General features: G+C 64.3%; 17 protein-coding genes. 8 read left to right on the plus strand and 9 right to left on the minus strand.

Annotated elements, in window-relative coordinates; translation table 11 throughout:
• Positions 1-141 precede the first annotated feature (141 nt).
• Positions 142-969, plus strand: a complete 828-nt coding sequence (bhcR, locus tag V8U06_RS24505) for an HTH-type transcriptional regulator BhcR (protein WP_427142898.1) — start codon at positions 142-144, stop codon at positions 967-969.
• A gap of 59 nt (positions 970-1,028) precedes the next feature.
• On the opposite strand, the gene guaD is transcribed toward bhcR, so the two are convergent.
• Positions 1,029-2,372 (minus strand): guanine deaminase, encoded by a 1,344-nt coding sequence (gene guaD / locus V8U06_RS24510; RefSeq protein ID WP_427142899.1) that lies wholly within the window; start codon positions 2,370-2,372, stop codon positions 1,029-1,031.
• Positions 2,369-3,610 carry a urate hydroxylase PuuD gene (locus V8U06_RS24515; protein WP_226921353.1) on the minus strand — a complete coding sequence of 414 codons (1,242 nt, stop codon included), beginning with the start codon at positions 3,608-3,610 and terminating at the stop codon, positions 2,369-2,371. The genes guaD and V8U06_RS24515 overlap by 4 nt, the downstream gene beginning before the upstream one ends.
• A 141-nt stretch (positions 3,611-3,751) precedes the next feature.
• On the opposite strand from V8U06_RS24515, the gene V8U06_RS24520 reads away from it, so the two are divergent.
• Positions 3,752-4,696, plus strand: a complete 945-nt coding sequence (locus V8U06_RS24520) for a LysR family transcriptional regulator (RefSeq protein ID WP_226921354.1) — start codon at positions 3,752-3,754, stop codon at positions 4,694-4,696.
• Here the strand turns inward: V8U06_RS24520 and xdhC are convergent.
• The 4 genes from xdhC to uraH are packed head-to-tail and all read right to left on the minus strand — an operon-like array spanning position 4,686 to position 9,751.
• On the minus strand, positions 4,686-5,534 hold the full coding sequence (gene xdhC / locus V8U06_RS24525; RefSeq protein ID WP_427142900.1) for a xanthine dehydrogenase accessory protein XdhC: 849 nt from the start codon (positions 5,532-5,534) through the stop codon (positions 4,686-4,688). The genes V8U06_RS24520 and xdhC overlap by 11 nt on opposite strands.
• A 4-nt stretch (positions 5,535-5,538) precedes the next feature.
• Positions 5,539-7,893, minus strand: coding sequence for a xanthine dehydrogenase molybdopterin binding subunit (xdhB, locus tag V8U06_RS24530; RefSeq protein ID WP_427142901.1), 2,355 nt, complete (start codon positions 7,891-7,893; stop codon positions 5,539-5,541).
• Positions 7,894-7,896: 3 nt separating this feature from the next.
• Positions 7,897-9,381: a xanthine dehydrogenase small subunit gene (gene xdhA, locus V8U06_RS24535; RefSeq protein WP_427142902.1), complete on the minus strand. Its 1,485-nt coding sequence runs from the start codon at positions 9,379-9,381 to the stop codon at positions 7,897-7,899.
• Positions 9,382-9,385: 4 nt separating this feature from the next.
• Positions 9,386-9,751 (minus strand): hydroxyisourate hydrolase, encoded by a 366-nt coding sequence (uraH, locus tag V8U06_RS24540; protein WP_226921358.1) that lies wholly within the window; start codon positions 9,749-9,751, stop codon positions 9,386-9,388.
• A 159-nt stretch (positions 9,752-9,910) separates the two neighbouring features.
• Between uraH and puuE the strand changes: the two genes are divergently transcribed.
• The 3 genes from puuE to V8U06_RS24555 are packed head-to-tail and all read left to right on the plus strand — an operon-like array spanning position 9,911 to position 12,832.
• Positions 9,911-11,329 carry an allantoinase PuuE gene (gene puuE / locus V8U06_RS24545; protein WP_427142903.1) on the plus strand — a complete coding sequence of 473 codons (1,419 nt, stop codon included), beginning with the start codon at positions 9,911-9,913 and terminating at the stop codon, positions 11,327-11,329.
• 10 nt (positions 11,330-11,339) lie between these two features.
• Positions 11,340-12,350, plus strand: coding sequence for an allantoicase (alc, locus tag V8U06_RS24550; protein WP_427142904.1), 1,011 nt, complete (start codon positions 11,340-11,342; stop codon positions 12,348-12,350).
• On the plus strand, positions 12,347-12,832 hold the full coding sequence (locus V8U06_RS24555) for an ureidoglycolate lyase (protein WP_427142905.1): 486 nt from the start codon (positions 12,347-12,349) through the stop codon (positions 12,830-12,832). The genes alc and V8U06_RS24555 overlap by 4 nt, the downstream gene beginning before the upstream one ends.
• 385 nt (positions 12,833-13,217) lie before the next feature.
• On the opposite strand, the gene V8U06_RS24560 is transcribed toward V8U06_RS24555, so the two are convergent.
• Both V8U06_RS24560 and V8U06_RS24565 read right to left on the minus strand, forming a co-directional pair.
• The gene (locus tag V8U06_RS24560; protein ID WP_226921362.1) at positions 13,218-14,510 is read right to left on the minus strand and encodes an NCS2 family permease; all 1,293 of its coding nucleotides are present in this window, start codon (positions 14,508-14,510) and stop codon (positions 13,218-13,220) included.
• 232 nt (positions 14,511-14,742) lie between these two features.
• Positions 14,743-15,201, minus strand: a complete 459-nt coding sequence (locus tag V8U06_RS24565) for a YbaK/EbsC family protein (protein ID WP_427142906.1) — start codon at positions 15,199-15,201, stop codon at positions 14,743-14,745.
• Positions 15,202-15,894: 693 nt separating this feature from the next.
• On the opposite strand from V8U06_RS24565, the gene V8U06_RS24570 reads away from it, so the two are divergent.
• Positions 15,895-17,910: a methyl-accepting chemotaxis protein gene (locus V8U06_RS24570; protein ID WP_427142907.1), complete on the plus strand. Its 2,016-nt coding sequence runs from the start codon at positions 15,895-15,897 to the stop codon at positions 17,908-17,910.
• A gap of 85 nt (positions 17,911-17,995) precedes the next feature.
• Here V8U06_RS24570 and araD read toward each other — a convergent pair whose 3' ends face one another.
• A complete protein-coding gene (gene araD, locus V8U06_RS24575) occupies positions 17,996-19,738 on the minus strand; it encodes an L-arabinonate dehydratase (protein WP_427142908.1) in 1,743 nt (580 codons plus the stop codon).
• Between the two features lie 172 nt (positions 19,739-19,910).
• Between araD and V8U06_RS24580 the strand changes: the two genes are divergently transcribed.
• Together V8U06_RS24580 and V8U06_RS24585 are read left to right on the plus strand one after the other, a co-directional pair.
• A complete protein-coding gene (locus V8U06_RS24580; protein ID WP_427142909.1) occupies positions 19,911-20,840 on the plus strand; it encodes a LysR family transcriptional regulator in 930 nt (309 codons plus the stop codon).
• Between the two features lie 113 nt (positions 20,841-20,953).
• Entirely contained in the window at positions 20,954-22,429 is a 1,476-nt protein-coding gene (locus V8U06_RS24585) for an NAD-dependent succinate-semialdehyde dehydrogenase (RefSeq protein WP_427142910.1), read from the plus strand.
• Positions 22,430-22,518 lie beyond the last annotated feature (89 nt).

The raw sequence follows: 22,518 nt of genomic DNA on the forward strand, positions 1-22,518 counted from the left end.
ACGGAAGGTACCCCATTCCGATTTTCGCGCAACAGGAAAATGGAAATGCATCCCATCAGATGGAAATAAACATTTTCAACGAATCTGGAACAATCGCGCGCGGCAGGCTATGGCATGATGCGGCGACGAGGAGAGACCACCATGGCGGAGCATCAGGAAAAGACGAGAGGCCGGCCGGGACGCAAGGCGGGCGAGAACGCGGCGCCCTCCTCGGTGCAGGTTCTGGACAGGAGCCTGAAGCTGCTGGATCTGGTGGCACGGGCCGACGGCGCGGCGCTGACCGATCTTGCCGACCAGTCCGGCATGGCGCCATCCACGGTGCACCGGCTGCTCACCTCGCTCGCCCAGCACGGCATGGTGGCCCATGACGGGGAGACCGGCGCCTGGACCATCGGGGTCAAGGCCTTCGAGATCGGCACGGCCTATCTTCGCTTCCGCAAGCTCGGCACGATCAGCCGTCCATTCCTCAAGCAATTGATGGAAGGCTGCGGCGAGACCGCCAATATCGCCATCGAGGACGATGGCGACGTGGTGTTCATTTCTCAGGTGGAAAGCCATGCGCCGATGCGCGCCTTCTTCCGCCCCGGCCGGCGCGGACCGATCCACGCCTCCGGCATCGGCAAGGCGATCCTGTCGACCTGGCCGGAGGCGCGCATCGCCGCGCTGCTTTCCGGCCGCACGCTGCAGCATTTCACCGACAAGACGCGCGACAGCCTGCCGGCGCTGCTTTCCGACCTGGAAGCGATCCGCCGCCGCGGCTGGTCGATCGACGACGAGGAACATACGCTCGGCATGCGCTGCGTGGCCGCGCCGATCTTCGATGAATACGGCGAAGCCGTTGCCGGCATTTCCGTATCCGGCCCGGCGGTACGCCTGCCCGACGCCAAGGTGGATGCGCTCGGCCCTGTGGTCCGGGCCGCCGCGGAAGGCGTCACCAAGGCGATGGGCGGCCGGCTGACCGGCAAATAAAAACGCCGCCGGATCCGAAGGGACACGGCGGCGCGATTGATTTCAGCCCTGATCGGCCGTCAGGCGTTTTCCAGCAGACGACTTGCCGCCGCCGCGCGTTTTGCGCCCTTCGCCTTCATCGGCGTGCCGGCGACATAGACCTCCGCAACGCAGCGGTCGTCGCCCATGGTCTGAAGCACGAACAACTCCTCCAGCAGCGATTTCGCGGTGCGCATGCGATATTCCATCGCCGGCTTGGCGGTGGAATCGAGCACGACGATATCCGCATCCGCCCCCGCATGAAGCGAGCCGATATGCTTTTCGAGCCCGAGCGCGCGGGCGTTGCCGAGCGTCATGCGATAGAAGGAATTGAACGGCGTCAGCTTCTGGCCACGAAGGTGCAGCACCTTGTAGGCCTCGTCCATCGTTTCCAGCATGGAGAAACTGGTGCCTGCGCCGACATCCGTCGCCACCGACCAGCGTGCCCCGGCCTTGTCGAACCGGTCACGATCGAAGAGACCGGAACCCAGGAAGAGGTTCGAGGTCGGGCAGAAGACGCCGACGCTGCCGGTTTCGGCAAGAACCGCAATCTCCCGATCGCTCAGGTGAATGCAGTGACCGAGCAGCATGCGCTCGTTGAGAAGGCCGTAACGGGCATAGATGTCCGTATAGTCCTTGGCTTGCGGATAGAGCGAGGTCGCGAAGGCGATCTCGTCGTGGTTTTCCGAAAGATGGGTCTGGACGTAGCAGGTGGGATGCTCGGCGACGAGCGCCTGGCTCATCTCCATCTGCTCCGGCGTCGAGGTGATGGCGAAACGCGGACTGATCGCATAATGCGCGCGGCCGCGGCCGTGCCACTTCTCGATCAGCGCCTTCGTCTCGTCATAGCCCTGCTGCGGCGTGTCGCGCAGCGCGTCGGGCGCGTTGCGGTCCATCATCACCTTGCCGCCGATCATGCGCATGCCGCGCGCTTCGGCCGCCGAGAAATAGGCGTCGACGCTTTCGGGATGCACCGAGCAATAGGCAACGGCGGTGGTGGTGCCGTTCGACAGGAGTTCGTCGTAGAACCGGTCCGCCACGGCCGCCGCATGGGCGGCATTGGCGAATTTCTGCTCTTCGACGAAGATATAGGTGTTCAGCCATTCGAGGAGCTGGGCACCGTAGGAGGCGATCGCCTGAGTCTGCGGGAAATGCAAATGCGTATCGATAAGGCCCGGCAGAACGAGGTTGGGCCGGTGATCGGCCACCTCGACATCCGCGCCAGCAAGCTTGCCGATATCGGCATAATCGCCTGCGTCCACCACCTTGCCGTCACGAACGAGGACGGCACCGTCCTCGAAGTAACGGTAGGAGGTCTTGTCGTCGATGCCCTGGGGCTCGGCGACGAAGGTCAGCACCCGTCCGCGAATCAGGCGCTCGCTCATTGGGTCTTCTCGCCGCTGATCGCGCTTTCGTACCAGGCGACGAAGAGCTTGCGCTCCTCGTCCGAGACCTGGGTCACGTTGGCGGGGGGCATGGCATGCGAGCGGCCGGCCTGCAGGTAGATTTCCCGTGCATGGTTGGCGATCTCGGCATCCGTTTCGAGCGTCACGCCTTTCGGCGGCGTGACGATACCTTCCCAGCCCGGTTCCTTGGCGTGGCACATGGCGCAGCGCCCGGCGATGGTGTCGCGCACCTGCGGGAAGGCTTCTGCCGTGACGAAGGGCTGCTGGGCGGCCGAGACCTTGGCATCGGCGGTTTCACCGGTCAGCACCTTCGGCACCGTGGAGAGCCACATGATGATGACGAAGAGCAGGGCGGTGGCAAGCCAGGTCCAGGTCGGATTGCCCGTGCCGGCGTGCGTGGTGTTGAAGTAGTGGCGGATCGTGACGCCCATCAGGAAGACCAGCGACGCGATGATCCAGTTGAATTCCGTGCCGAATGCCAGCGGGTAGTGGTTCGACAGCATGAGGAACAGCACCGGCAGCGTCAGGTAGTTGTTGTGCGTGGAGCGCTGCTTGGCGATCTTGCCGTATTTCGGATCGGGCGTGCGGCCGGCGATGAGGTCGGCGACGACGATGCGCTGGTTCGGCATGATGATGAAGAACACGTTCGCCGACATGATCGTTGCCGTGAAGGCACCGAGATGCAGGAAGGCGGCGCGGCCCGTGAAGAGCTGCGTGTAGCCCCAGGCGACGACGACGAGGATGAAGTAGAGCGCCACCATCAGTCGCGTGTTGTCGTTGCCGAACGGCGACTTGCAGATGAGATCGTACATGATCCAGCCGAAGGCGAGCGAGCCGAGCGAGATGGCGATGGCCACCGGCTTGGAAACGTTCAGCACGTTCGGATCGATGAGATAGAGGTCCGCGCCTGCGTAATACAGGAGACAGAGCATGCCGAAGCCGGAGAGCCAGGTGACGTAGCTTTCCCATTTGAACCAGACGAGGTGCTCGGGCATCTTGGCCGGCGCCACCAGGTACTTCTGGATGTGATAGAAGCCGCCGCCGTGCACCTGCCACTCTTCGCCATGGGCGCCTGCCGGCAGGTCAGGGTGCTTCTTCAGGCCCAAGTCGAGGGCAACGAAATAAAAGGATGAACCGATCCAGGCGATGGCCGTGATCACGTGCAGCCAGCGGACTGCAAACATTATCCAATCCCAGGCTATGGCATATTCGTACATAGGGACCTCCTCCCGCTTTCCATGAACTTGTTTGCCATCAACTCATTTACCCGGAAATCCCGGTGAATCCCCAAGTCTTTCAAAAAAAACTAAAAGATGCCCGGCCACTTTGCTCCGCACGCCAATGTGGTAGAAAGAATCATGTCCTATCTCGATAATGTGCGCGTCTTCGTTCGCGTGGTCGAACTCGGTACTCTCTCGGCGGCGGGCCGCGACCAGCGCGTCACGCCGGCGGTCGCCAGCAATCGTATCAAGGAACTGGAGCGCCATCTCGGCGTGCGGCTGTTCAACCGCACGACGCGAAAGCTCTCGCCGACCGAACACGGCCGTGTCTTCTACGAAGGCGCGGTTAAGATCATCGAGGCGGTCAACGAGGCCGAGGCGGCCATCGCCGACCTTTCGCGCAATCCGAAGGGCTCGCTGCGCATCACCGCGCCCCTCGGTATCGGCCGGCGCCTCATCGCCTCCGGCATTCCGGAATTCCACGACAAGTATCCCGATATCGAGGTGCGGGTGCGCCTGTCGGACCACAATGTCGACATCCTCGCCGAAGGCGTCGACGTCGCCTTCAAGCTGGGCGTGCTGGAGGATTCCAACCTGCGCATGCGCGGCATCCTGAAATGCGAGCGCGTGCTCTGCGCGTCGCCCGCCTATCTCGCCCGCCGCGGCACGCCCGCACATGCCGATGCGCTGATCGCGGACCGGCACGACTGTCTGCTGCTGCGCTACCCCGGTTCGAAGGAATATTACTGGACGCTGGTGACGCCCGAAGGACCGCGCAAGTTCGAGGTCGGCGGTCCCTATGACAGCGACGACGGCGACGTGCTCACCCAATGGGCGCTGGAGGATCGCGGCATCATCAACAAGCCGCTCTTCGAGGTGAAAGCCCATCTGCAGGAGGGGCGTCTGGTGGAAATCCTCAAGGACAGCCCGCCTGCGACCGTGCAGCTTGCCGCGATCTATCCGCACAAGCGCTTCCAGGATCCGAAGGTGCGGTTGATGATCGATTTCATGGCCGAGCGCTGTCAACGCCTGATCGGCAAGCTTCTCGGCGAGACCTTTGCCCCCGAAGCCTCTAGCGACTGACGGCGTCTGCTGCATTCACCCGTTTTCCTGCCCAGGTCAGCGCCGCGGTCATAATCTCGGCCGCCGCCAGGGTGGCGATGACGGCGGGACGCTTGTCCTTCACCGCCGTGCCGCCGATCGGACAGACGAGCTTTTCGAAGAGATCCGGCTGGCCCGCCTCGCGCGACAGCCAGTTGCGGAAGGTGGCGCGTTTCGTCTTGGAGCCGATCATGCCGACATAGGCGGCATCCGGGCGTTTCAGCGCCTCGGCGGCGATCAGGAAATCGAGAGCATGGTCGTGGGTGAGAATCACGAAGCTGCTGCCGGCCGGCGCGTCGCGCACCACGGCCTCGGGCATGGCGGTGAGGCAGGTCTCGATGCGCGGCACCGTGGATGCGATCAGTTCGTCCTCGCGCGTATCGACGAGCACCACCCGGAGCGGCGCGAGCGAAAGCGCCATGGCGAGCGCATCGCCGACATGGCCGGCGCCGAAGACATAGACATGCGGACGCGAGGCCATCTCGCGGTCGCTGCGGGCGATGAGGTCCCGGCCGATGTCAGGCGTGACGCCGGCAAAGGACAGGCCGACGCGCCCGCCGCAGCACTGACCGATCTCCGGGCCAAGCGGTACGTTCATCGGCTCGGCGGCATGGCCTAGACGCAGCGCCCGGCGGGCATGGTCGATCGCCATATATTCGAGCTGCCCGCCGCCGATGGTGGCGAAGATCGCCCGCTCGGACACCAGCATCCAGGCGTCCGTGTCGCGCGGCGTGGAACCCGCCGCGCCCGTCACCTCGACAAGGATGACCGCCGGCTCGCGGCGCAGGAAATCCCGTATGTCTTCGCGCGCCGCCGGCATTGCTTCACCCCTTTTTCGCGGCTTTCAGCCGCTCGATGGTCATCAGCACCCGTTCAGGCGTCGCCGGGGCATCGAGACGCGGGCAGACCGTGTGATCCGCCACGCTCGCCACCGCATCCGACAGCGCATGCAGCACGGCAAGACCGAGCGGCAGCGGCGGCTCGCCGACCGCCTTGGAGCGGTGAATGGTCGGCTCATAGGCTTCCGACCAGTCGGTGAGCGCCACGTTGAAGATCTTCGGGCGGTCCGAGGCGAGCGGGATCTTGTAGGTGGAGGGTGCGTGGGTGCGCAGGCGCCCCTTGCCGTCCCACCACAGTTCCTCCATCGTCAGCCAGCCCATGCCCTGGATGAAGCCACCCTCGACCTGACCGATATCGATGATCTTGTTCAGCGAGCGGCCGGTATCGTGCAGGATATCGGTGCGTTCGACGACATATTCGCCGGTCAGCGTGTCGACGGAGACCTCCGAGCAGGCCGCGCCATAGGCATAGTAGTAGAAGGCGTGGCCACGGCCCTTGGAGCGGTCCCAGTGGATCTTCGGCGTTTTGTAGAAGCCGGCCGCCGAGAGCTGCACGCGCGCCGTATAGGCCTGCTTGACGAGGTCGTTGAAGGCGATCTCGGCATTGCCGATGCGCACGCGGTTCGGCAGGAAGACGACCTGGTCGCGCGGCACCTGATGGCTTTCCGCCGCGAAATCGATCAGCCGCTCCTTGATCTGGCGCGCCGCGTTCTGCGCAGCCATGCCGTTGAGGTCGGCGCCCGAGGAAGCCGCCGTCGGCGACGTGTTCGGCACCTTGGCCGTCGTCGTCGCCGTGATCTTCACGCGGTCGAGGTCGATCTGGAACTCTTCCGCCACCACCTGCGCCACCTTCAAGTGCAGGCCCTGGCCCATTTCCGTGCCGCCATGGTTCATGTGCACGGAACCATCCGTGTAGACATGCACCAGCGCGCCGGCCTGGTTGGATTCCGTCTTGGTGAAGGAGATGCCGAACTTGACCGGCGTCAGCGCGATGCCGCGCTTGACGAAACGGCTTTTCGCGTTGAATTCGGCAATCGCCTTGCGACGGCCGGCATAGTCGGCGCTCTCTTCAAGCTCCGCGACGATACGCTGGATGATGCAGTCCTCGACCTTCTGGTGATAGGGCGTGAGGTTGCGGTCGCCGGCGACGCCGATCTCGTCGTAGAAATTCAGCTTGCGGATATCGAGCGGATCCTTGCCGACGGCGAAGGCCACCTCGTCGATGACGCGTTCCGCCCCCACCATGCCCTGCGGGCCACCGAAGCCGCGGAAGGCGGTGTTGGAGACCGTGTTGGTGTAGAGTGGTGCGGATTTCGCATGCACATGCGGGAAGAAATAGGCGTTGTCGCAGTGGAACAGCGCGCGGTCGCCCACCGGGCCGGACAGATCGGCGGAAAAGCCGGCGCGCAGTGCGAAGGTATAGTCCACGGCAAGGATCCGGCCCTCGTCGTCGAAGCCGACATCGTAGTCGATGGCGAAGTCGTGGCGCTTGCCGGTGGCGGCCATGTCCTCGTCGCGGTCGAGACGCACCTTCACGGCGCGGTTCAGCTTCTTGGCGGCGATGGCAGCCAGCGCGGCGCACTGGTTCGCCTGCGTTTCCTTGCCGCCGAAGCCGCCGCCCATGCGGCGCACTTCCACCGTCACGGCATGGCTCGGCACGCCGAGCGCGTGGGCAACCATGTGCTGCGTCTCGCTCGGCCCCTGGGTCGAGCAATAGACGATGACCTCGTCGTCCTCGCCCGGCACCGCGAGCGAGACCTGACCTTCCAGATAGAAATGGTCCTGCCCGCCGAGCCGCATGCGGCCCTTGACGCGCCGCGGGGCGCTTTCGAGGGCGCCGGCCGCGTCGCCGCGCTTCAGCGTCAGCGGCGTCACGACCTGCTTGTGCTTGGTGACATCGAGATCCCAGATGTCGATATCGGCCGGCAGTTCCTCATATTCGATCTTGGCAAGGCGCGCGGCGCGGCGGGCCTCGTCGCGCGTCTCGGCGATGACGCAGAAGATCGGCTGGCCATGGAACTGGACCTTGCCGTCGGCAAGCACCGGATCGTCGTTCATGTAGGAGGGCGAGATGTCGTTGACGCCGGGCACGTCCTCATGCGTCAGCACCGCGACGACACCCGGCGCAGCGCGCACCGCCGAGAGGTCGACGGATTTCAGGATGCCGTGCGCCACGGTGGAGAGGCCGAGGCCGGCATGCAGCGTTCCGGCGGGCTCGGTGATGTCATCGATATAGACGGCGGTTCCGGCCACGTGCTTGTGCGCGGAATCGTGGCGCACGCTGGTGTAGACGCCGCCTTCAATCTTTTCAGCCTTGAGATCGGGGGTGTGCTTGTTCATGGCTCACGCAGCCTCGTATCTGGACACCTTTACCGGTGCCTCGCTGGATGTGGTTTCCGCATAGAACCGCAGCAGCAGGTTCTTCGCCACAAGGGCGCGGTATTCGGCGGTGGCGCGCATGTCGGTCAGCGGCGTGTAATCTTCCGCATATTTCTCCATGGCCGCGTCCACGGTCGCCTCCGTCCACGGCTTGCCGATCAGCGCAGCCTCGACGGCCGTGGCGCGCTTCGGCGTCGCCGCCATGCCGCCATAGGCGATGGTGACCTCGGCCACCGTGCCATCGCCAGCAAGCGTCAGACGGAAGGCGCCGAGCGTCGCGGTGATGTCCTCGTCGCGGCGCTTCGTCACCTTGTAGACGGCGAAGTTTTCCGCAGCCGGCGGCACCGGCACATGCACGGCTTCGACGAACTCGCCGGGCTGGCGGTCCTGCTTGCCGTAGGCGATGAAGAAGTCCTGCAGGAGGATGGTGCGCCGCACGGCACCCTTGCGCAGGGTGAGCGTGGCGCCCAGCGCGATCAGCGCCGGCGGGGTATCGCCGATGGGCGAGCCGTTGGCGACGTTGCCACCGATCGTGCCCATGTTGCGCACCTGCTGGCCGCCGATGCGGGCGATCAGCGGACCAAGCGCCGGAATGTGCCGCGCCAGGGTTTCCATCGCCTCGGTATAGGTGACGCCGGCGCCGATGGAGATCGTGCCGTCCTTCACCGAGAGGGATTTCAGCTCATCGAGCCCGGCAATGAAGACGACGGGCGTGATGTCGCGCATCTGCTTCGTCACCCAGAGGCCGACGTCGGTGGAGCCGGCGACCACGGTGGCCGTCGGCGAGGCTTCCAGCACGGCGGCGAAATCGTCGAGATCGGCCGGCACGACGAAACGCTGCTTGCCTTCGCCGACTTCGACACGGGCGCCGTCCTTCAACGCCTTGAGACGTGCGATCATCTTGGCGCGCTCGGCCAGAAGCGGATCCTTGTCCGTACCGCCATATTCGGAAACGGCGCGGGCGGCGCGCAGGATCGGCTCGTAACCCGTGCAACGACAGAGATTGCCTTGCAGCGCCGTTTCGATCTCCTGGTCCGTCGGGTTCGGCGACTGCATCCACAGCGCGTAGAGCGACATGACGAAGCCCGGCGTGCAGAAGCCGCATTGCGACCCATGATAATCCACCATGGCCTGCTGCACCGGATGTAGCCGGTCGCCGGCACCGGCGAGATGCTCGACCGTCACGACATGACAGCCGTCCAGCGAGCCCATGAAACGGATGCAGGCATTGACGCCCTCATAGACGAGACCGCCGGCCGGGGTAAGGCGGCCGACAAGCACCGTGCAGGCGCCGCAGTCGCCCTCGCCGCAGCCTTCCTTGGTGCCCTTGAGCAGGCGGGAAAGGCGCAGCCAGTCGAGCAGCGTCTGGTCCGGCGCGACGTCTTTAAGGGAAACGTCCTGGCCGTTGAGGATGAAGCGCAGTTCCGAGCGGATTTTGGCAGCCGCCATGGGTTTAACTCCCGCGGTAGGTGGAATAGCTGAAGGGCGAGACGAGGAGCGGCACATGATAGTGCGCGCCCTCGTCCGCAAGGCCGAAGCGGATCGGGATGATATCGAGGAAAAGCGGGCCATCCCCCGTCCGGCCAAGGTAATCGCCGGCGTGGAAGCGCAGCTCGTAGGAGCCGGCCTTCATGGTCTCGCCGGAAAGCAGCGGCGCATCGCAGCGGCCGTCGTCATTGGTTTCGGTCGTCTTGATCAGCTGGAACGTATCGCCTTCGACCCGATAGAGGTCGATGCGCAAACCTTCGGCCGGCTTGCCGCGCGCGGTGTCCAGAACGTGGGTCGTGAGCCGCCCGGCTCCGTGGCTGTCAGACTGCATGGTTTCCTCCCGAGCACAATGCGCCTGCAATCACTATCCGTCACCCCCTTTCCACTGAAAAGCGGGGAGATCGTTCGAGACTTTCAAAATTTCCTGAGGAATGACGCGGACGAATCCGGGTTAGCATTTGTCATCGAAAAACGTTTGGAGGAGCGTTCCATGCGATACTGTCGCGACATGCACGGATACGGAGAAACCACGCCCAAGGCCGCCTGGCCGGGCGAAGCGCGCGTTGCCGTGCAATTTGTCCTGAACTACGAGGAAGGCGGCGAGAACTGCGTGTTGCATGGCGACGCGGCGTCCGAAGCCTTCCTCTCCGAAATCGTCGGCGCCGCCCAATGGCCGGGCCAGCGCCACTGGAACATGGAATCGATCTATGAATACGGCGCGCGCGCCGGCTTCTGGCGCCTGCACCGGCTGCTGACGGAAAAGAACGTGCCCGTCACGGTCTATGGCGTCGCGACCGCCCTCAAGCGCTCGCCAGCCCAGGTGGCCGCGATGATCGGCGCCGGCTGGGAAATCGCCTCGCACGGCCTGAAATGGGTCGAGCACAAGGACATGAGCCCGCAGGACGAGCGTGCGGCGATTGCCGAGGCCGTCCGCCTGCACACGCTCGTCACCGGCGAGCGGCCGCGCGGCTGGTACACGGGCCGCTGTTCCGTCAACACGGTCGATCTCGTCGCCGAAGCCGGCGGCTTCGACTATATCTCCGACACCTATGCCGACGACCTGCCCTACTGGTACGAGCATGCCGGCAAGCAGCAGCTCATCATTCCCTATACGCTCGATGCCAACGACATGCGCTTTGCAACGCCCCAGGGCTTCAACAGCGGCGACCAGTTCTTCAGCTACCTGAAGGATTCCTTCGATGCGCTCTATGCCGAAGGCAAGGCCGGCAGCCCGAAGATGATGAGCATCGGCCTGCACTGCCGCCTGATCGGCCGCCCCGGCCGCGTCATGGCGCTTGCCCGCTTCATCGACTATGTGCAGAGCCACGAGAAGGTCTGGATCGCCCGGCGCGTCGACATTGCCGAGCACTGGGCGAAGACCCATCCGCCGCAGCCTGTTGACGAACGCCCCTCGCAGATGGCCGAGGCGGCCTTCGTCAAGCGCTTCGGCGACATCTTCGAACATTCGCCCTGGGTGGCGGAGCGTGCCTTCAAAGACGAACTTTCGCCGGCGAACGACACGGCCATCGGCCTTGCCGCCGCGCTCACCTTCCAGTTCCGCGCGGCAAGCGACGAAGAGCGCCTCGGCGTGCTCGTCGCCCATCCGGACCTTGCCGGCAAGCTGGCGCAGGCAAAGCGCCTGACGGCGAGCTCGACCGAGGAGCAGGCCTCCGCCGGCCTCGACGCCCTGACGGATGAGGAGCGTGCACGCTTCACCGAACTCAATGACCGCTATGTCCGGAAGTTCGGCTTCCCGTTCATCATCGCCGTGCGCGACAACACGAAGGCCAGCATTCTTGCCGCCTTCGAGACCCGCGTCGCGAACGATCGCGAGACCGAATTCGCCACCGCCTGCAAGCAGGTGGAGCGTATCGGGTTGCTGCGGCTCAAAGCCCTGTTGCCGGCCTGAGAGAGCGGCCATGTCGACCGACGTCGTTTTGCCCGCCTTCACCCGCGGAACGATCAACCTTGCCGCCGCAAGCCTCGGAGCGAAGGGCCTCACCGCCACGGACGAATTCTTCGGTCCCCTGTCGCGCATGCTGGCGGACGGACCGGCCGTCTACCATGCCGGCCTCTACGACGCGCACGGCAAGTGGATGGACGGCTGGGAAACCCGCCGGCGGCGCGGCCCCGGCCACGACCATGCCGTGGTCGCATTGGCGACCGCCGGCCGCATCCGCGGCTTCGAGGTGGATACGGCCTTCTTTACCGGCAATTATCCGACGGCCTGCTCCATCGAGGGCTGCCATGCGCCGGCGGGACCGGACGACAGGACGGAATGGGTAGAGCTTTTGACGGCAAGCCCGCTGGGACCGAGTGCCCGGCATTTCTTCGATTGCATGGCGGAAGGGCTTTTCAGCCATGTGCGGCTGCGAATCTATCCCGATGGCGGGGTGGCGCGGCTGCGCGTCTATGGTATTCCAACGCTCGACCGCGCCGAAGGGCCGATCGATCTTGCGTCCGCCCTATCCGGTGGACAGGTCGTCGCTTTTTCCAACGGTCACTACGGTCATCAGCGCTTGCTCGCGCCGGGCCGTGGCGTCAATATGGGTGACGGCTGGGAAACCGGCCGCCGCCGTGAGCCCGGCCACGAATGGATCGTGGTCAAGCTTGCCGCACGGGCGACGGTCGAAAGCATCGTCGTCGACACCGCCCACTTCAAGGGCAACTATCCGGATGCCTGCTCCATGCAGGCCGCCGACCTGACGGGCACGACGGGGGACCTCCCCACCCTTGTCAAAGCCGCGTCGATGTTCTGGCAGGAACTCCTGCCCGAGCAGAAACTGGCCGCCGACCGTATTCATACGTTCGACGGCGATCTTGTGAAGAAGGCGGGTGCCGTAACGCATGTCCGCCTGAACATCCATCCGGACGGCGGAATCAGCCGTCTGCGTGTTTTTGGCCAGCCGGCCGAGGGAGGAAAAGCATGAAGACTATCGACATCAAACCGCTGACCCGGGAGGCCTTCGCGCCCTTCGGCCAGGTCATCGAGCAGGACGGCGCGCACAATTTCCCGATCAATGCGGGCAAGTGCACGCGTTTCCATGACCTTGCGAACATCGAGACGACGGGCGAGAAAGCCCGGCCGATGATCAGCCTTCTGCGCGGCGAACCCTATCCGCTGCCGCTGGAACTGAAGATGGTGGAACGCCATCCTTTCGGCAGCCAGGCCTTCATTCCGCTCAGCGACGCCACCTTCCTCGTCGTCGTGGCCGAAGAGACGGAAAGCGGCCCGGCCGAACCCATCGCCTTCCGCACCGCGCCCGGCCAGGGCGTCAATATCGGCCGCAATATCTGGCATGGCATCCTGACGCCGCTCGACAAGGTCTCGGATTTCGCCGTGGTGGACCGCGGTGGTGAGGGTGTGAACCTCGAAGAGCACTTCTACGAGGAAACCTTCCTGGTCCGCTGATCCACCCACCGGGGATGCGGATCCGCCGGCCCGCCTCCACGGGCCGGCATTTTCGTACCCGATTTTCCGCCTCCTTCCGAAGGGCGATCACATGAAAAGAAACGGGCCGCGCTCATCACGCGGCCCGTTTCGTTTGGTTTGTCTTGCCCCAGATCCCTGAAGGGAGAACCCCGGCAGCAAGGGCGCGAACCTTGAAGAGCCGAAGACCTTCCCCGTTCGCCGGATCCACCCGCGGGGGGAAGGCGGGCCGGCCGAGCCGCCGCTGCGGGCCGGCAATTTCGCGCCCGATTTCCAGCCCCTTCCGAAGGGTGGTTGTCGTGCAAAACGAAACGGGCCGCGCTCATCGCGCGGCCCGTTCCTTTTCAGGTTGAGCTAGGATCGCCGGTCATTCCGCGAAGAAGGCAAAGCGGATGACGAAGAGCGCGGCGACAACCGCGGTTGCCGGATGGATATCCTTCCACTTGCCGGTGAAGAGCTTCAGCACGACGTAGCTGATGAAGCCGAAGGCAAGACCGTTGGCGATCGAATAGGTGAAGGGCATGGCGAGTGCAGTGAGCGCTGCAGGCGCCGCTTCCGTCAGGTCTTCCCACTCGACTTCCGTCAGTTCCCGCATCATCAGGCCGGCGACGTAGAGCAGAGCCGGAGCCGTCGCGAAGCTCGGCACGGAGCCGGCAAGCGGGGAGATGAAGAGGGCAGCGAGGAAGAGGATGGAGACGGTGAAGGCGGTGAGGCCCGTACGACCGCCGGCCTGAACGCCCGAGGCGCTTTCGACATAGGCCGTGGTGCTGCTCGTGCCCATCAGCGAGCCGGCGACGATGGCCGTGCTGTCGGCCAGAAGCGCGCGACCGAGGCGGCTCTTCTTGCCTTCCTGGATGAGGTTGGCGCGCTTGGCGACGCCGATCAGCGTGCCCGTGGCGTCGAAGACTTCGACGAGCACGAAGACGAGGATGACGTGCAGCAGGCCACCATGCAGCGCACCCATGATGTCGAGCTGCAGGAAGGTCGGCAGGATCGACGGCGGCATGGAGACGACGCCGCGGAATTCGCTGACGCCGAGGGTCCAGGACAGGACCGTGACGACGAGAATGCCGATGAGGATGGCGCCCTTGATGCGCAATGCATCGAGCACGGCGATGACGAAGAAGCCGAGGATCGCGAGCAGCGGACCGGTCTGCTTCAGGTCGCCAAGGCCGACGAGCGTTGCCGGGTTGTCGACGACGATACCCGAGCTCTTCAGCGCGATGATGCCGAGGAAGAGGCCGATACCGGCGGCGATCGCGCTTCTGAGCGAATGCGGAATGCCTTCGATGAGCCAGCTACGGACGCCCGTCACCGTGAGGATGACGAAGATGAGGCCGGAGATGAAGACCGCGCCAAGCGCCTGCTGCCAGGTGAAGCCGAGGGCGGCCACCACGGTAAAGGCGAAGAAGGCGTTGAGGCCCATGCCGGGCGCCATGCCGATCGGCCAGTTGGCCATGGTCGCCATGACCATGGAACCGAGCGCGGCGGCGAGACAGGTTGCGACGAAAACAGCGTCGCGGTCCATGCCCGTCGTCGACAGGATATCCGGGTTGACGAAGATGATATAGGACATGGTGAGGAAGGTCGTGAGACCCGCAATCACCTCGGTGCGCACGGTCGTGCCGTGCTCACTCAGCTTGAAAAGCCGTTCAAACATAGTTTCTCCCCCTGGCAGTCGCATGCCGCGCCGCCGTGCGATAGTTCGGACCGGATACTCCTCCGACGGTCCGTCGCGGATCGTTCCGCGCCTGTGCGCGGCGGGCAACCGAAGCCGGCCACTGCGATCACAGTTTCGTCATATTGCGTGTTCCGCCGCGCTTGCGCCAGCGGGCAATTTCCCCGGATTTTCGCGAAACTCTTTCACGGCGCGCTGACGCTCGCCGCTGCGCTCATTCGCAGACGTCGACCCATTGCCCGGCAACGAGCGCGGCCATGCGGTCGGGAGCGATGCGCACCGCCGCATTGGTCGCACCGGCGGCCGGCACGACTTCGGTGAAGGCGCGCAGCGACTGGTCGCAATAGACAGGGAGGGGGGAGGGAAGGCCGAAGGGGCAGACGCCGCCGACGGGATGGGAGGTTATAGCCACCACCTGCTCGGCATCGAGCATGCGAGGCTTTGCCGCGAAACGATCCTTGAATTTCCGGTTGCTGAGCCGGGCCGTGCCGGCGGCGACCAGAAGCACGGTTTCCTCGCCGATGCGCAGGCAGATCGTCTTGGCGATCTGCTCGGGCGCAACGCCATGGGCTTCCGCAGCCAGCGCGACGGTCGCCGAGCTCTGCTCGGTGACGAGAACGGCAACGTCAGGGGCGTTTTCTGCAAAGAAGGTGCGGACGGATTCGAGCGACATGGCATTTCATAGCCAACCCGGCAGCCCTCATGCAAGGGCCGACGGGATGCAATGCATTTATGCCGCCTCAGGCATAAATGCCGCCCGAAGGCGTGATGCCGCAGTGAAGGTTGCAAGGGAGCAGGTTTTCGGTCTCGTTCCGTTTCATCCGGTTCCGGCTCAAGGATTGAGCAGCCATGGATCCGTCTCGATCGGCGTGAAGAACGATGCTCACGATACCCATGACCACGCTTCGGAGCCCATGAGCCCTCCGATCTTCCCCCGATGGAGGGGGCGCAGCCCCGCCCACAATGATGCGGTGCAGACGCATTGCTTGAGTATTTCCCACCTGTTGAGACTTACTTGTCGTTGTATTCAAAGCCAGCAGTTCCGCCCTGCGAAACAAGACGGAATGCAAAGCCTTCCGTTAAGTGAGGCACTCACGCAGCGTGTCTTGCTAAAAATCAATAATCTCTGCGTGCATTCATTTCTCATCCATCTATAAAAGGTTGATTTCTGCCGAAGATACTTGGAGTATCCCAGTAAAAATTTGGGCGGAACAAAGAAATTATCGATTCGCTAACCAATCTGGTCAACCCTCAAGTCGACCCCGACGATGCCGTCGGAGAGCACCTATGTGCGGCATGACTTCATGACGTCAGAAATGAGTTCGGCGCGGCTGAAGCGACATGTCCACTCCAGGAAATGTCCATCATGAGAATCAAGACGCAGTTCATTGTCCTTGCTTCGGCCACCGGCGTGGCGATCGCAGGCCTCATCGGCAGCCTTTGGGGCTATGCCGGCGCGGCCGACGACGTCACTCGCGCCTATGACCAGAAATACAAGTCCTATCTCCTGGCGGACAATTTCCGCCAATCGTCCGACGACCTGACCCGCCTCGTGCGCACCTATGCCGAAACCGCCGATCCGTCCTTCAAGGACCAGTACAACGCTGTTATCGAGATCAGGAACGGCACCCGTCCGCGGCCCGAGGATTACCACCGCATCTACTGGGACTTCGTGGCAGGTGGCGACGCCAAACCCCGCCCCGATGGTGCCGCCATTTCCATGCACGACCTGATGAAGCAGGTCGGCTTCACCGATGAGGAATTCGCCCTTCTCGACGAGGCGAACAAGCGCTCCGACGCGCTCGTCAAGATCGAGACCGAAGCGATGAATCTCGTCGACGGGCACGCGCCGGACGCCAAGGCGAAGGCGACGACCATGCTGAACTCGCCCGAGTATCACAAGTCCAAGGCCGAGATCATGAAGCCGGTCGACGCCTTCTTCGTGAAACTGGAAAACCGCACCCAGGGCGCCGTCGATGAGGCGAATGTGCGGGCATCCTTCTACTGGATGCTGATCACCGTTGCCATGTCCACGCTGGCCCTGATGCTCGCCATCGTCGGCTTCGTGACCTTCAAGCGCATCATCGGCGGCATGGAAAAGCTGCGCCGTTCGATGGGCGAGGTGGCCGACGGTCATCTCGACACCGAGATCGGCCTTGCGAAGAACAATGACGAAATCGGCGATATGGGCAAGGCGCTCGAGGTGTTTCGTCAGGGCGCCATCGCCAACCGGCGGCTGGAACAGGAGGCTACGGAGAACCGCAAGCGGGCCGAGGCCGAACGCGTCTCCATGCAGGAAAAGGCCGAAGCCGATGCGGCCGAGCGTCTGCGCGTCGCTACATCGGGCCTGGCGGCAGGCCTGAAGCGCCTCGCCGGCGGCGACCTCGCCTTCCAGCTTAACGAGGCCTTCGCGCAGGATTTCGAAGCGCTGCGCCATGACTTCAACCGCTCCGTCGCGCAGCTCGGCACCACGCTCGCGGAGATTTCCGGCTCGATCTCCACACTCGACACGGGCACCCGCGAGATCGCCGCCGGCACGGACGACCTTTCCAAGCGCACCGAACAGCAGGCCGCCTCGCTGGAGGAAACCGCCGCGGCGCTGGACGAGATCACCGTCAATGTCGCCAACTCCTCCAAGCGCACGGAGGAGGCCAAGGATGTGGCAAGCCGCGCCAATCGGTCGGCCGCCGAATCCGCCGAGGTGGTCTCCCACGCCGAAGAAGCGATGCGCAAGATCGAGGAAAGCTCGCAGCAGATTTCCAACATCATCGGCGTCATCGACGAGATCGCCTTCCAGACCAATCTGCTGGCGCTCAATGCCGGCGTGGAAGCGGCGCGCGCCGGGGAAGCCGGCAAGGGCTTCGCGGTCGTGGCACAGGAAGTGCGCGAGCTTGCCCAACGCTCGGCGCAGGCGGCCAAAGAGATCAAGGGGCTGATCCAGAACTCCTCCGCCGAAGTCGGAACCGGCGTGAAGCTGGTGCGCGATGCCGGTGCGGCGCTGAAGACCATCAGCGGCTTCATCGTCGAGATCAACACCCACATGGAATCGATCGCCACCTCTGCCAAGGAACAGTCCGTCGGGCTTGCCGAAGTCAACACCGCGGTCAATGCGATGGACCAGACCACGCAGCAGAATGCCGCGATGGTGGAGCAGTCCAATGCCGCCTCCAACACGCTCGCCAACGAAGCCGTGCGCCTGCGCGACCTCGTCTGCCAGTTCCGGCTCGATGGCATGCCCTCCGCCGCGCCCCGCGCCGTGCGCACTGCCGACGCCCCGCACGCCTCCCCGGCCCGCGCGCTCGGCCGCAAGGTGGCCACGGCCTTCAGCGGCAATGCCGCGCTCGATACCCGCGGTGGCGGCGGCGAGTGGGAGGAATTCTGAAACTTCCCGTCCTCTGACAAAAAACCCGCCTGCGACCATTGCAGGCGGGTTTCGTATTTTCAGGGCCGCGTGGACTCTTGCACGATCAGTGCGAATCCTTCGGCACGGCATTGCCGCGCGCACCGCGCAGGAAGTCGAAGTCTGCGCCCGTATCGGCGCCCGTCACGTGGTCGTGGTAGAGCATGCCATAGCCGCTTGCCGGGCGTTCGACCGGGCTCTTCCATTCGGCAAGACGCCGTTCGATCTCGCCTTCGGGCACGTCGAGATGCAGGCGGCGGTTCGGCACGTCGAGCTCGATCATGTCACCGTCGCGCACGATGGCGAGCGGTCCGCCGGCCGCTGCCTCGGGGCTCGTGTGCAGCACGACGGTGCCATAGGCGGTGCCGGACATGCGCGCATCGGAAATACGCACCATGTCGGTGATGCCTTTCTTCAGCACCTTCGGCGGCAGGCCCATATTGCCGACCTCCGCCATGCCGGGATAACCGCGCGGACCACAGTTCTTCAGCACCATCACGCAGGTCTCGTCGATATCGAGATCGGGATCGTTGATCTTGCGCTTGTAGTCGTCGATATCCTCGAAGACGACGGCGCGGCCGCGGTGCACCATCAGCGACGGCGTCGCCGCCGAGGGCTTGAGCACGGCGCCCTTCGGCGCAAGGTTGCCCTTGAGCACGGCAATGCCGCCTGCCTGCGCCAGCGCCTTCTCCGTCGGCAGGATGACGTCCTCGTTCCAGTTGGCGACGTCCTTGACCTCGTCCCAGATCTTGTCGCCGGAGACGGTCAAGGCGCCCTTGTGGAGCAGTCCCGCCTCACCAAGCCGCTTCAGCACCACGGGCAGGCCGCCGGCATAGAAGAACTCTTCCATCAGGTATTTGCCCGACGGCATGAGGTTGACGATGGTCGGCACGTCACGGCCGAGGCGGTCCCAATCGTCGAGCGTCAGATCGATGCCGACGCGGCCGGCCAGCGCCAGGAGGTGCACAACCGCATTGGTCGATCCGCCGATGGCGCCATTGGTGCGGATGGCGTTCTCGAAGGCTTCGCGCGTCAGGATATCGGAGGGTTTCAGGTCATCCTTGACCATCTGCACGATGCGGCGGCCGGTGAGTTGCGCCATCACGCGGCGACGGCTGTCGACGGCAGGGATCGCCGCGTTGCCCGACAGCGCCATGCCGAGCGCCTCGGCCATGGAAGCCATGGTGGAGGCAGTGCCCATCGTGTTGCAGGTGCCGGAAGAGCGGCTCATCGCCTGCTCCGCGTCGAGGAAATCCTCCTTGCTCATCGTGCCGGCCTTGATCGCCTCCGACATCTGCCAGAGCGCCGTGCCCGAGCCGACGCGCTCGCCGCGGAACCAGCCGTTCAGCATCGGCCCGCCGGTCACGATGATCGAGGGAATGTCCGTGGAGGCCGCCCCCATCAGCAGCGAAGGCGTGGTCTTGTCGCAGCCGACCAGCAGCACCGCGCCGTCGATCGGCTGCGCGCGCATCGTCTCCTCCACCGCCAGCGCAGCGAGGTTGCGGTACATCATCGCCGTCGGGCGGTAGGTGTTTTCCGAGGCGGAGAAAACGGGAACCTCCAGCGGGAAGCCGCCCGCCTCCCAGACGCCGGCCTTCACCTTTTCCGCCAGCTCCCGCAGGTGGCCGTTGCAGGGCGTCAGGTCCGACCAGGTGTTGAGAATGCCGATGACAGGGCGCCCATCGAACAGATCGTGCGGATATCCCTGATTCTTCAGCCAGCCGCGATGATAGATGTTGTCGCGCGAGGTGCCGCCGTACCACTCCTGCGAACGCAGTTTGCGCGGCCAGGGGGAGGGTTTGAATGTCATTGTCGTGCCTTGCTTTCTGTTCTGCGGGCGAAACGGCACGCGCGCTCACGGGCGCAAGTCGCCATCCTCCCTGTGCCCACAGGGAACGCGGAACGCACATAACAGTCAAATCATCAATCGATATTGTTGCATATCAATTGCGTCATGCTACCGCCGCCGCTAGATTGGCGGCATGAAAGCGCATTACCTCAAGCTCAACCAGCTTCGCTTCATCGCCGCCCTGAAGCGCCGCGGAAAGCTGAGCCTTGCCGCAGAGGACATGAACATCTCGCAGCCGGCCGCTTCGCGCACGCTAGCCGAGATCGAAGCGCTGGTCGGTCGGCAGATCTGCAGCCGCAACGCGCATGGCTTCGTCTTCAACGAATTCGGCGATGTGCTGGCGGCGCGCGCCAGCCGCGTGGTGGCGGAGGTAGAGAATATCGGCCGCGACATCCGCGAGGTGGCCGACGGTCTGCGCGGCCGTGTCCGGATCGGCGCGGTGACGGCCGCCGCCGTCGCGCATGTGCTGCCCGCCTCGCTGGCGCTGCGCGCCCAGGCCCCGCACGCCCAGCTTCAGGTGGATGTCGAGCCGAGCCTCACCCTCATGCAGCGCATGCGCGCCGGTGAATACGACTTCGTGCTGGCCCGCCTCAGTGCCGCCGACGACCCTTCCGCCTATGACGTCCGGCCGATCGGCGAGGAAGTGTTGAGTTTTGCGGTGCGCCCCGATCATCCGCTCGCCGGTCGAAGCCGGCTCAGTTTCCGAGATCTTTCCCCCTTCGACTGGATCCTCCAGCCGGCCGGCTCGCCGATCTGGACGACGGTCGTCGATGCCTTTCGCGCAGAGCAGGCGGATTTTCCCGAGCGGGTCACCTATTCCGCCTCCGCGCTCCTCACCCTCGCGACGGTTTCCCGCACCAATGCCATCGCGCCGCTGGCCCGCGAAGTCGCGGCACTCCTGATGGCGGAGGACCTCAACGCCCGCATCGTCACCCTCGACATGGCACGCAAGGCCAGCGTTCCCGCTTACAATGTCATCCTGAACAAGGGCGCGCTGCTCTCTCCGCTCGCCCAGCGTTTTCTTTCGCTGATCGAAGCCGAAATCGTGCACGCCGGCGCCTGACGGGACACCGCTCCGCCCTTCCCGCGACAGACGGGTCACAAGCGGGGTTGCAGCCGGCCCTTCGCGCTCGTATCTCATTGTCAGCGATATGAAACCTGTCGGGAGGGCGTCCCTTGACCCTATCGGAAAACCTTCTGCTCCGCCTGGAGAATCCGGACCTTTTCGCCGCGATTGCCGACGCGCCGCGGCTGCCGCTTTCCTCTGGAGGAAAGACATTTTCGGTCTTCAATCCGGCGACCGGCGAGCTCCTGGCCGAGCTGCCCGACATGGGCGTCGCCGAGACGCAGGTCGCGATCGAGCGTGCAGCAGCAGCGCAAGTCGAATGGGCAGCGATGACCGCCCGCGAGCGCTCGGACACGCTCTGGCGCTGGCATCAGCTGATCGTCCGTCATACGGATGATCTTGCGATCATCCTGACGGCGGAGATGGGCAAGCCGCTGGCAGAGGCGAAGTCCGAGGTCTCCCACGCCGCCGCCTATCTGCAATGGTATGCCGAAGAGGCCAACCGGATCTATGGCGAGACGATCGCAGCCCCGTCGCGCGACCGCCGGATGATCGTCATCAAGCAGCCGATCGGGGTTGTGGGCGCCATCACGCCGTGGAACTTCCCCGCGTCGATGGTGGCGCGCAAGATCTCGCCGGCCCTTGCTGCGGGCTGCACGGTCGTCTTGAAGCCGGCCGAGCAGACGCCGCTGGTGGCAGGGGCGATGTTCCTGCTTGCGGAGCGTGCCGGTTTCCCGCAGGGCGTGGTCAACCTGATCTATGCGTCGGAGGGCGATGCGGTCGGGCGCGAGCTTTGCACGAATGCGACGGTGCGCAAGATCAGCTTCACGGGTTCGACGGAGGTCGGCCGTTTGCTGATGCGCCAGTGCTCGGACCAGGTGAAGAAGCTCAGCCTCGAGCTTGGCGGGAACGCGCCGTTCATCGTGTTCGACGATGCGGATATTGACGCTGCGGTCGACGGCGCGATCCAAGCGAAGTTCCGCAATGCGGGCCAGACCTGCGTCTCGGCGAACCGGCTTTATGTTCAGTCCGGCGTGCATGATGAGTTCGCAGCGAAGTTCACGGAGCGTGTGAAGACGCTTCGTGTCGGGGATGGTTTTGATGGGGATGTAGCGATCGGTCCGTTGATCGACACGCATGCGCTTTCGAAGATTTCGGGGCACGTTTCGGATGCGGTAGAGCGTGGAGGCCGTATTCTTTGCGGCGGTCACCGTCTTGAAGGTTCTGGAACGTTTTACGCGCCGACGGTTCTGGTTGGGATAGGCCGGGACATGCGGATCGCGCGTGAGGAGACGTTTGGCCCCTTGGCGCCGATCATCCGCTTTGATGATTCTGATGCGGTTGTTCGAGAGGCAAACGACACGATCTACGGATTGGCTGCCTATTTCTATGCGTCGAACCTGAGCCGTGTGTGGCGTGTTGCGGAGGCTCTGGAATACGGGATGGTGGGGATCAACACGGGTCGGATGTCTTCGGAGGCGGCGCCCTTCGGCGGTGTTAAGCAGTCCGGGATGGGTCGTGAGGGCTCGCGTCACGGCTTGGAGGACTATCTTGAGATGAAGTACCTTTGCATGGGGGGGATCTGAGTTTTCGGGGTGGTGTTTTCTTCCGCCCTGAATGCAAAAAGCCCCCGCGCATTTGAGCGCCGGGGGCTTTTTTGATTTGGTTGCGGGGG

The sequence above is a fragment of the Shinella sp. G-2 genome (genome assembly GCF_050172695.1).
Lineage (GTDB): Bacteria > Pseudomonadota > Alphaproteobacteria > Rhizobiales > Rhizobiaceae > Shinella.

Bases quoted from the DNA above. Each gene is read 5' to 3' on its own strand.
- bhcR (WP_427142898.1), top strand. From the start codon at position 142: ATGGCGGAGCATCAGGAAAAGACGAGAGGCCGGCCGGGACGCAAGGCG.
- guaD (WP_427142899.1), bottom strand. From the start codon at position 2,372: ATGAGCGAGCGCCTGATTCGCGGACGGGTGCTGACCTTCGTCGCCGAG.
- V8U06_RS24515 (WP_226921353.1), bottom strand. From the start codon at position 3,610: ATGTACGAATATGCCATAGCCTGGGATTGGATAATGTTTGCAGTCCGC.
- V8U06_RS24520 (WP_226921354.1), top strand. From the start codon at position 3,752: ATGTCCTATCTCGATAATGTGCGCGTCTTCGTTCGCGTGGTCGAACTC.
- xdhC (WP_427142900.1), bottom strand. From the start codon at position 5,534: ATGCCGGCGGCGCGCGAAGACATACGGGATTTCCTGCGCCGCGAGCCG.
- xdhB (WP_427142901.1), bottom strand. From the start codon at position 7,893: ATGAACAAGCACACCCCCGATCTCAAGGCTGAAAAGATTGAAGGCGGC.
- xdhA (WP_427142902.1), bottom strand. From the start codon at position 9,381: ATGGCGGCTGCCAAAATCCGCTCGGAACTGCGCTTCATCCTCAACGGC.
- uraH (WP_226921358.1), bottom strand. From the start codon at position 9,751: ATGCAGTCTGACAGCCACGGAGCCGGGCGGCTCACGACCCACGTTCTG.
- puuE (WP_427142903.1), top strand. From the start codon at position 9,911: ATGCGATACTGTCGCGACATGCACGGATACGGAGAAACCACGCCCAAG.
- alc (WP_427142904.1), top strand. From the start codon at position 11,340: ATGTCGACCGACGTCGTTTTGCCCGCCTTCACCCGCGGAACGATCAAC.
- V8U06_RS24555 (WP_427142905.1), top strand. From the start codon at position 12,347: ATGAAGACTATCGACATCAAACCGCTGACCCGGGAGGCCTTCGCGCCC.
- V8U06_RS24560 (WP_226921362.1), bottom strand. From the start codon at position 14,510: ATGTTTGAACGGCTTTTCAAGCTGAGTGAGCACGGCACGACCGTGCGC.
- V8U06_RS24565 (WP_427142906.1), bottom strand. From the start codon at position 15,201: ATGTCGCTCGAATCCGTCCGCACCTTCTTTGCAGAAAACGCCCCTGAC.
- V8U06_RS24570 (WP_427142907.1), top strand. From the start codon at position 15,895: ATGAGAATCAAGACGCAGTTCATTGTCCTTGCTTCGGCCACCGGCGTG.
- araD (WP_427142908.1), bottom strand. From the start codon at position 19,738: ATGACATTCAAACCCTCCCCCTGGCCGCGCAAACTGCGTTCGCAGGAG.
- V8U06_RS24580 (WP_427142909.1), top strand. From the start codon at position 19,911: ATGAAAGCGCATTACCTCAAGCTCAACCAGCTTCGCTTCATCGCCGCC.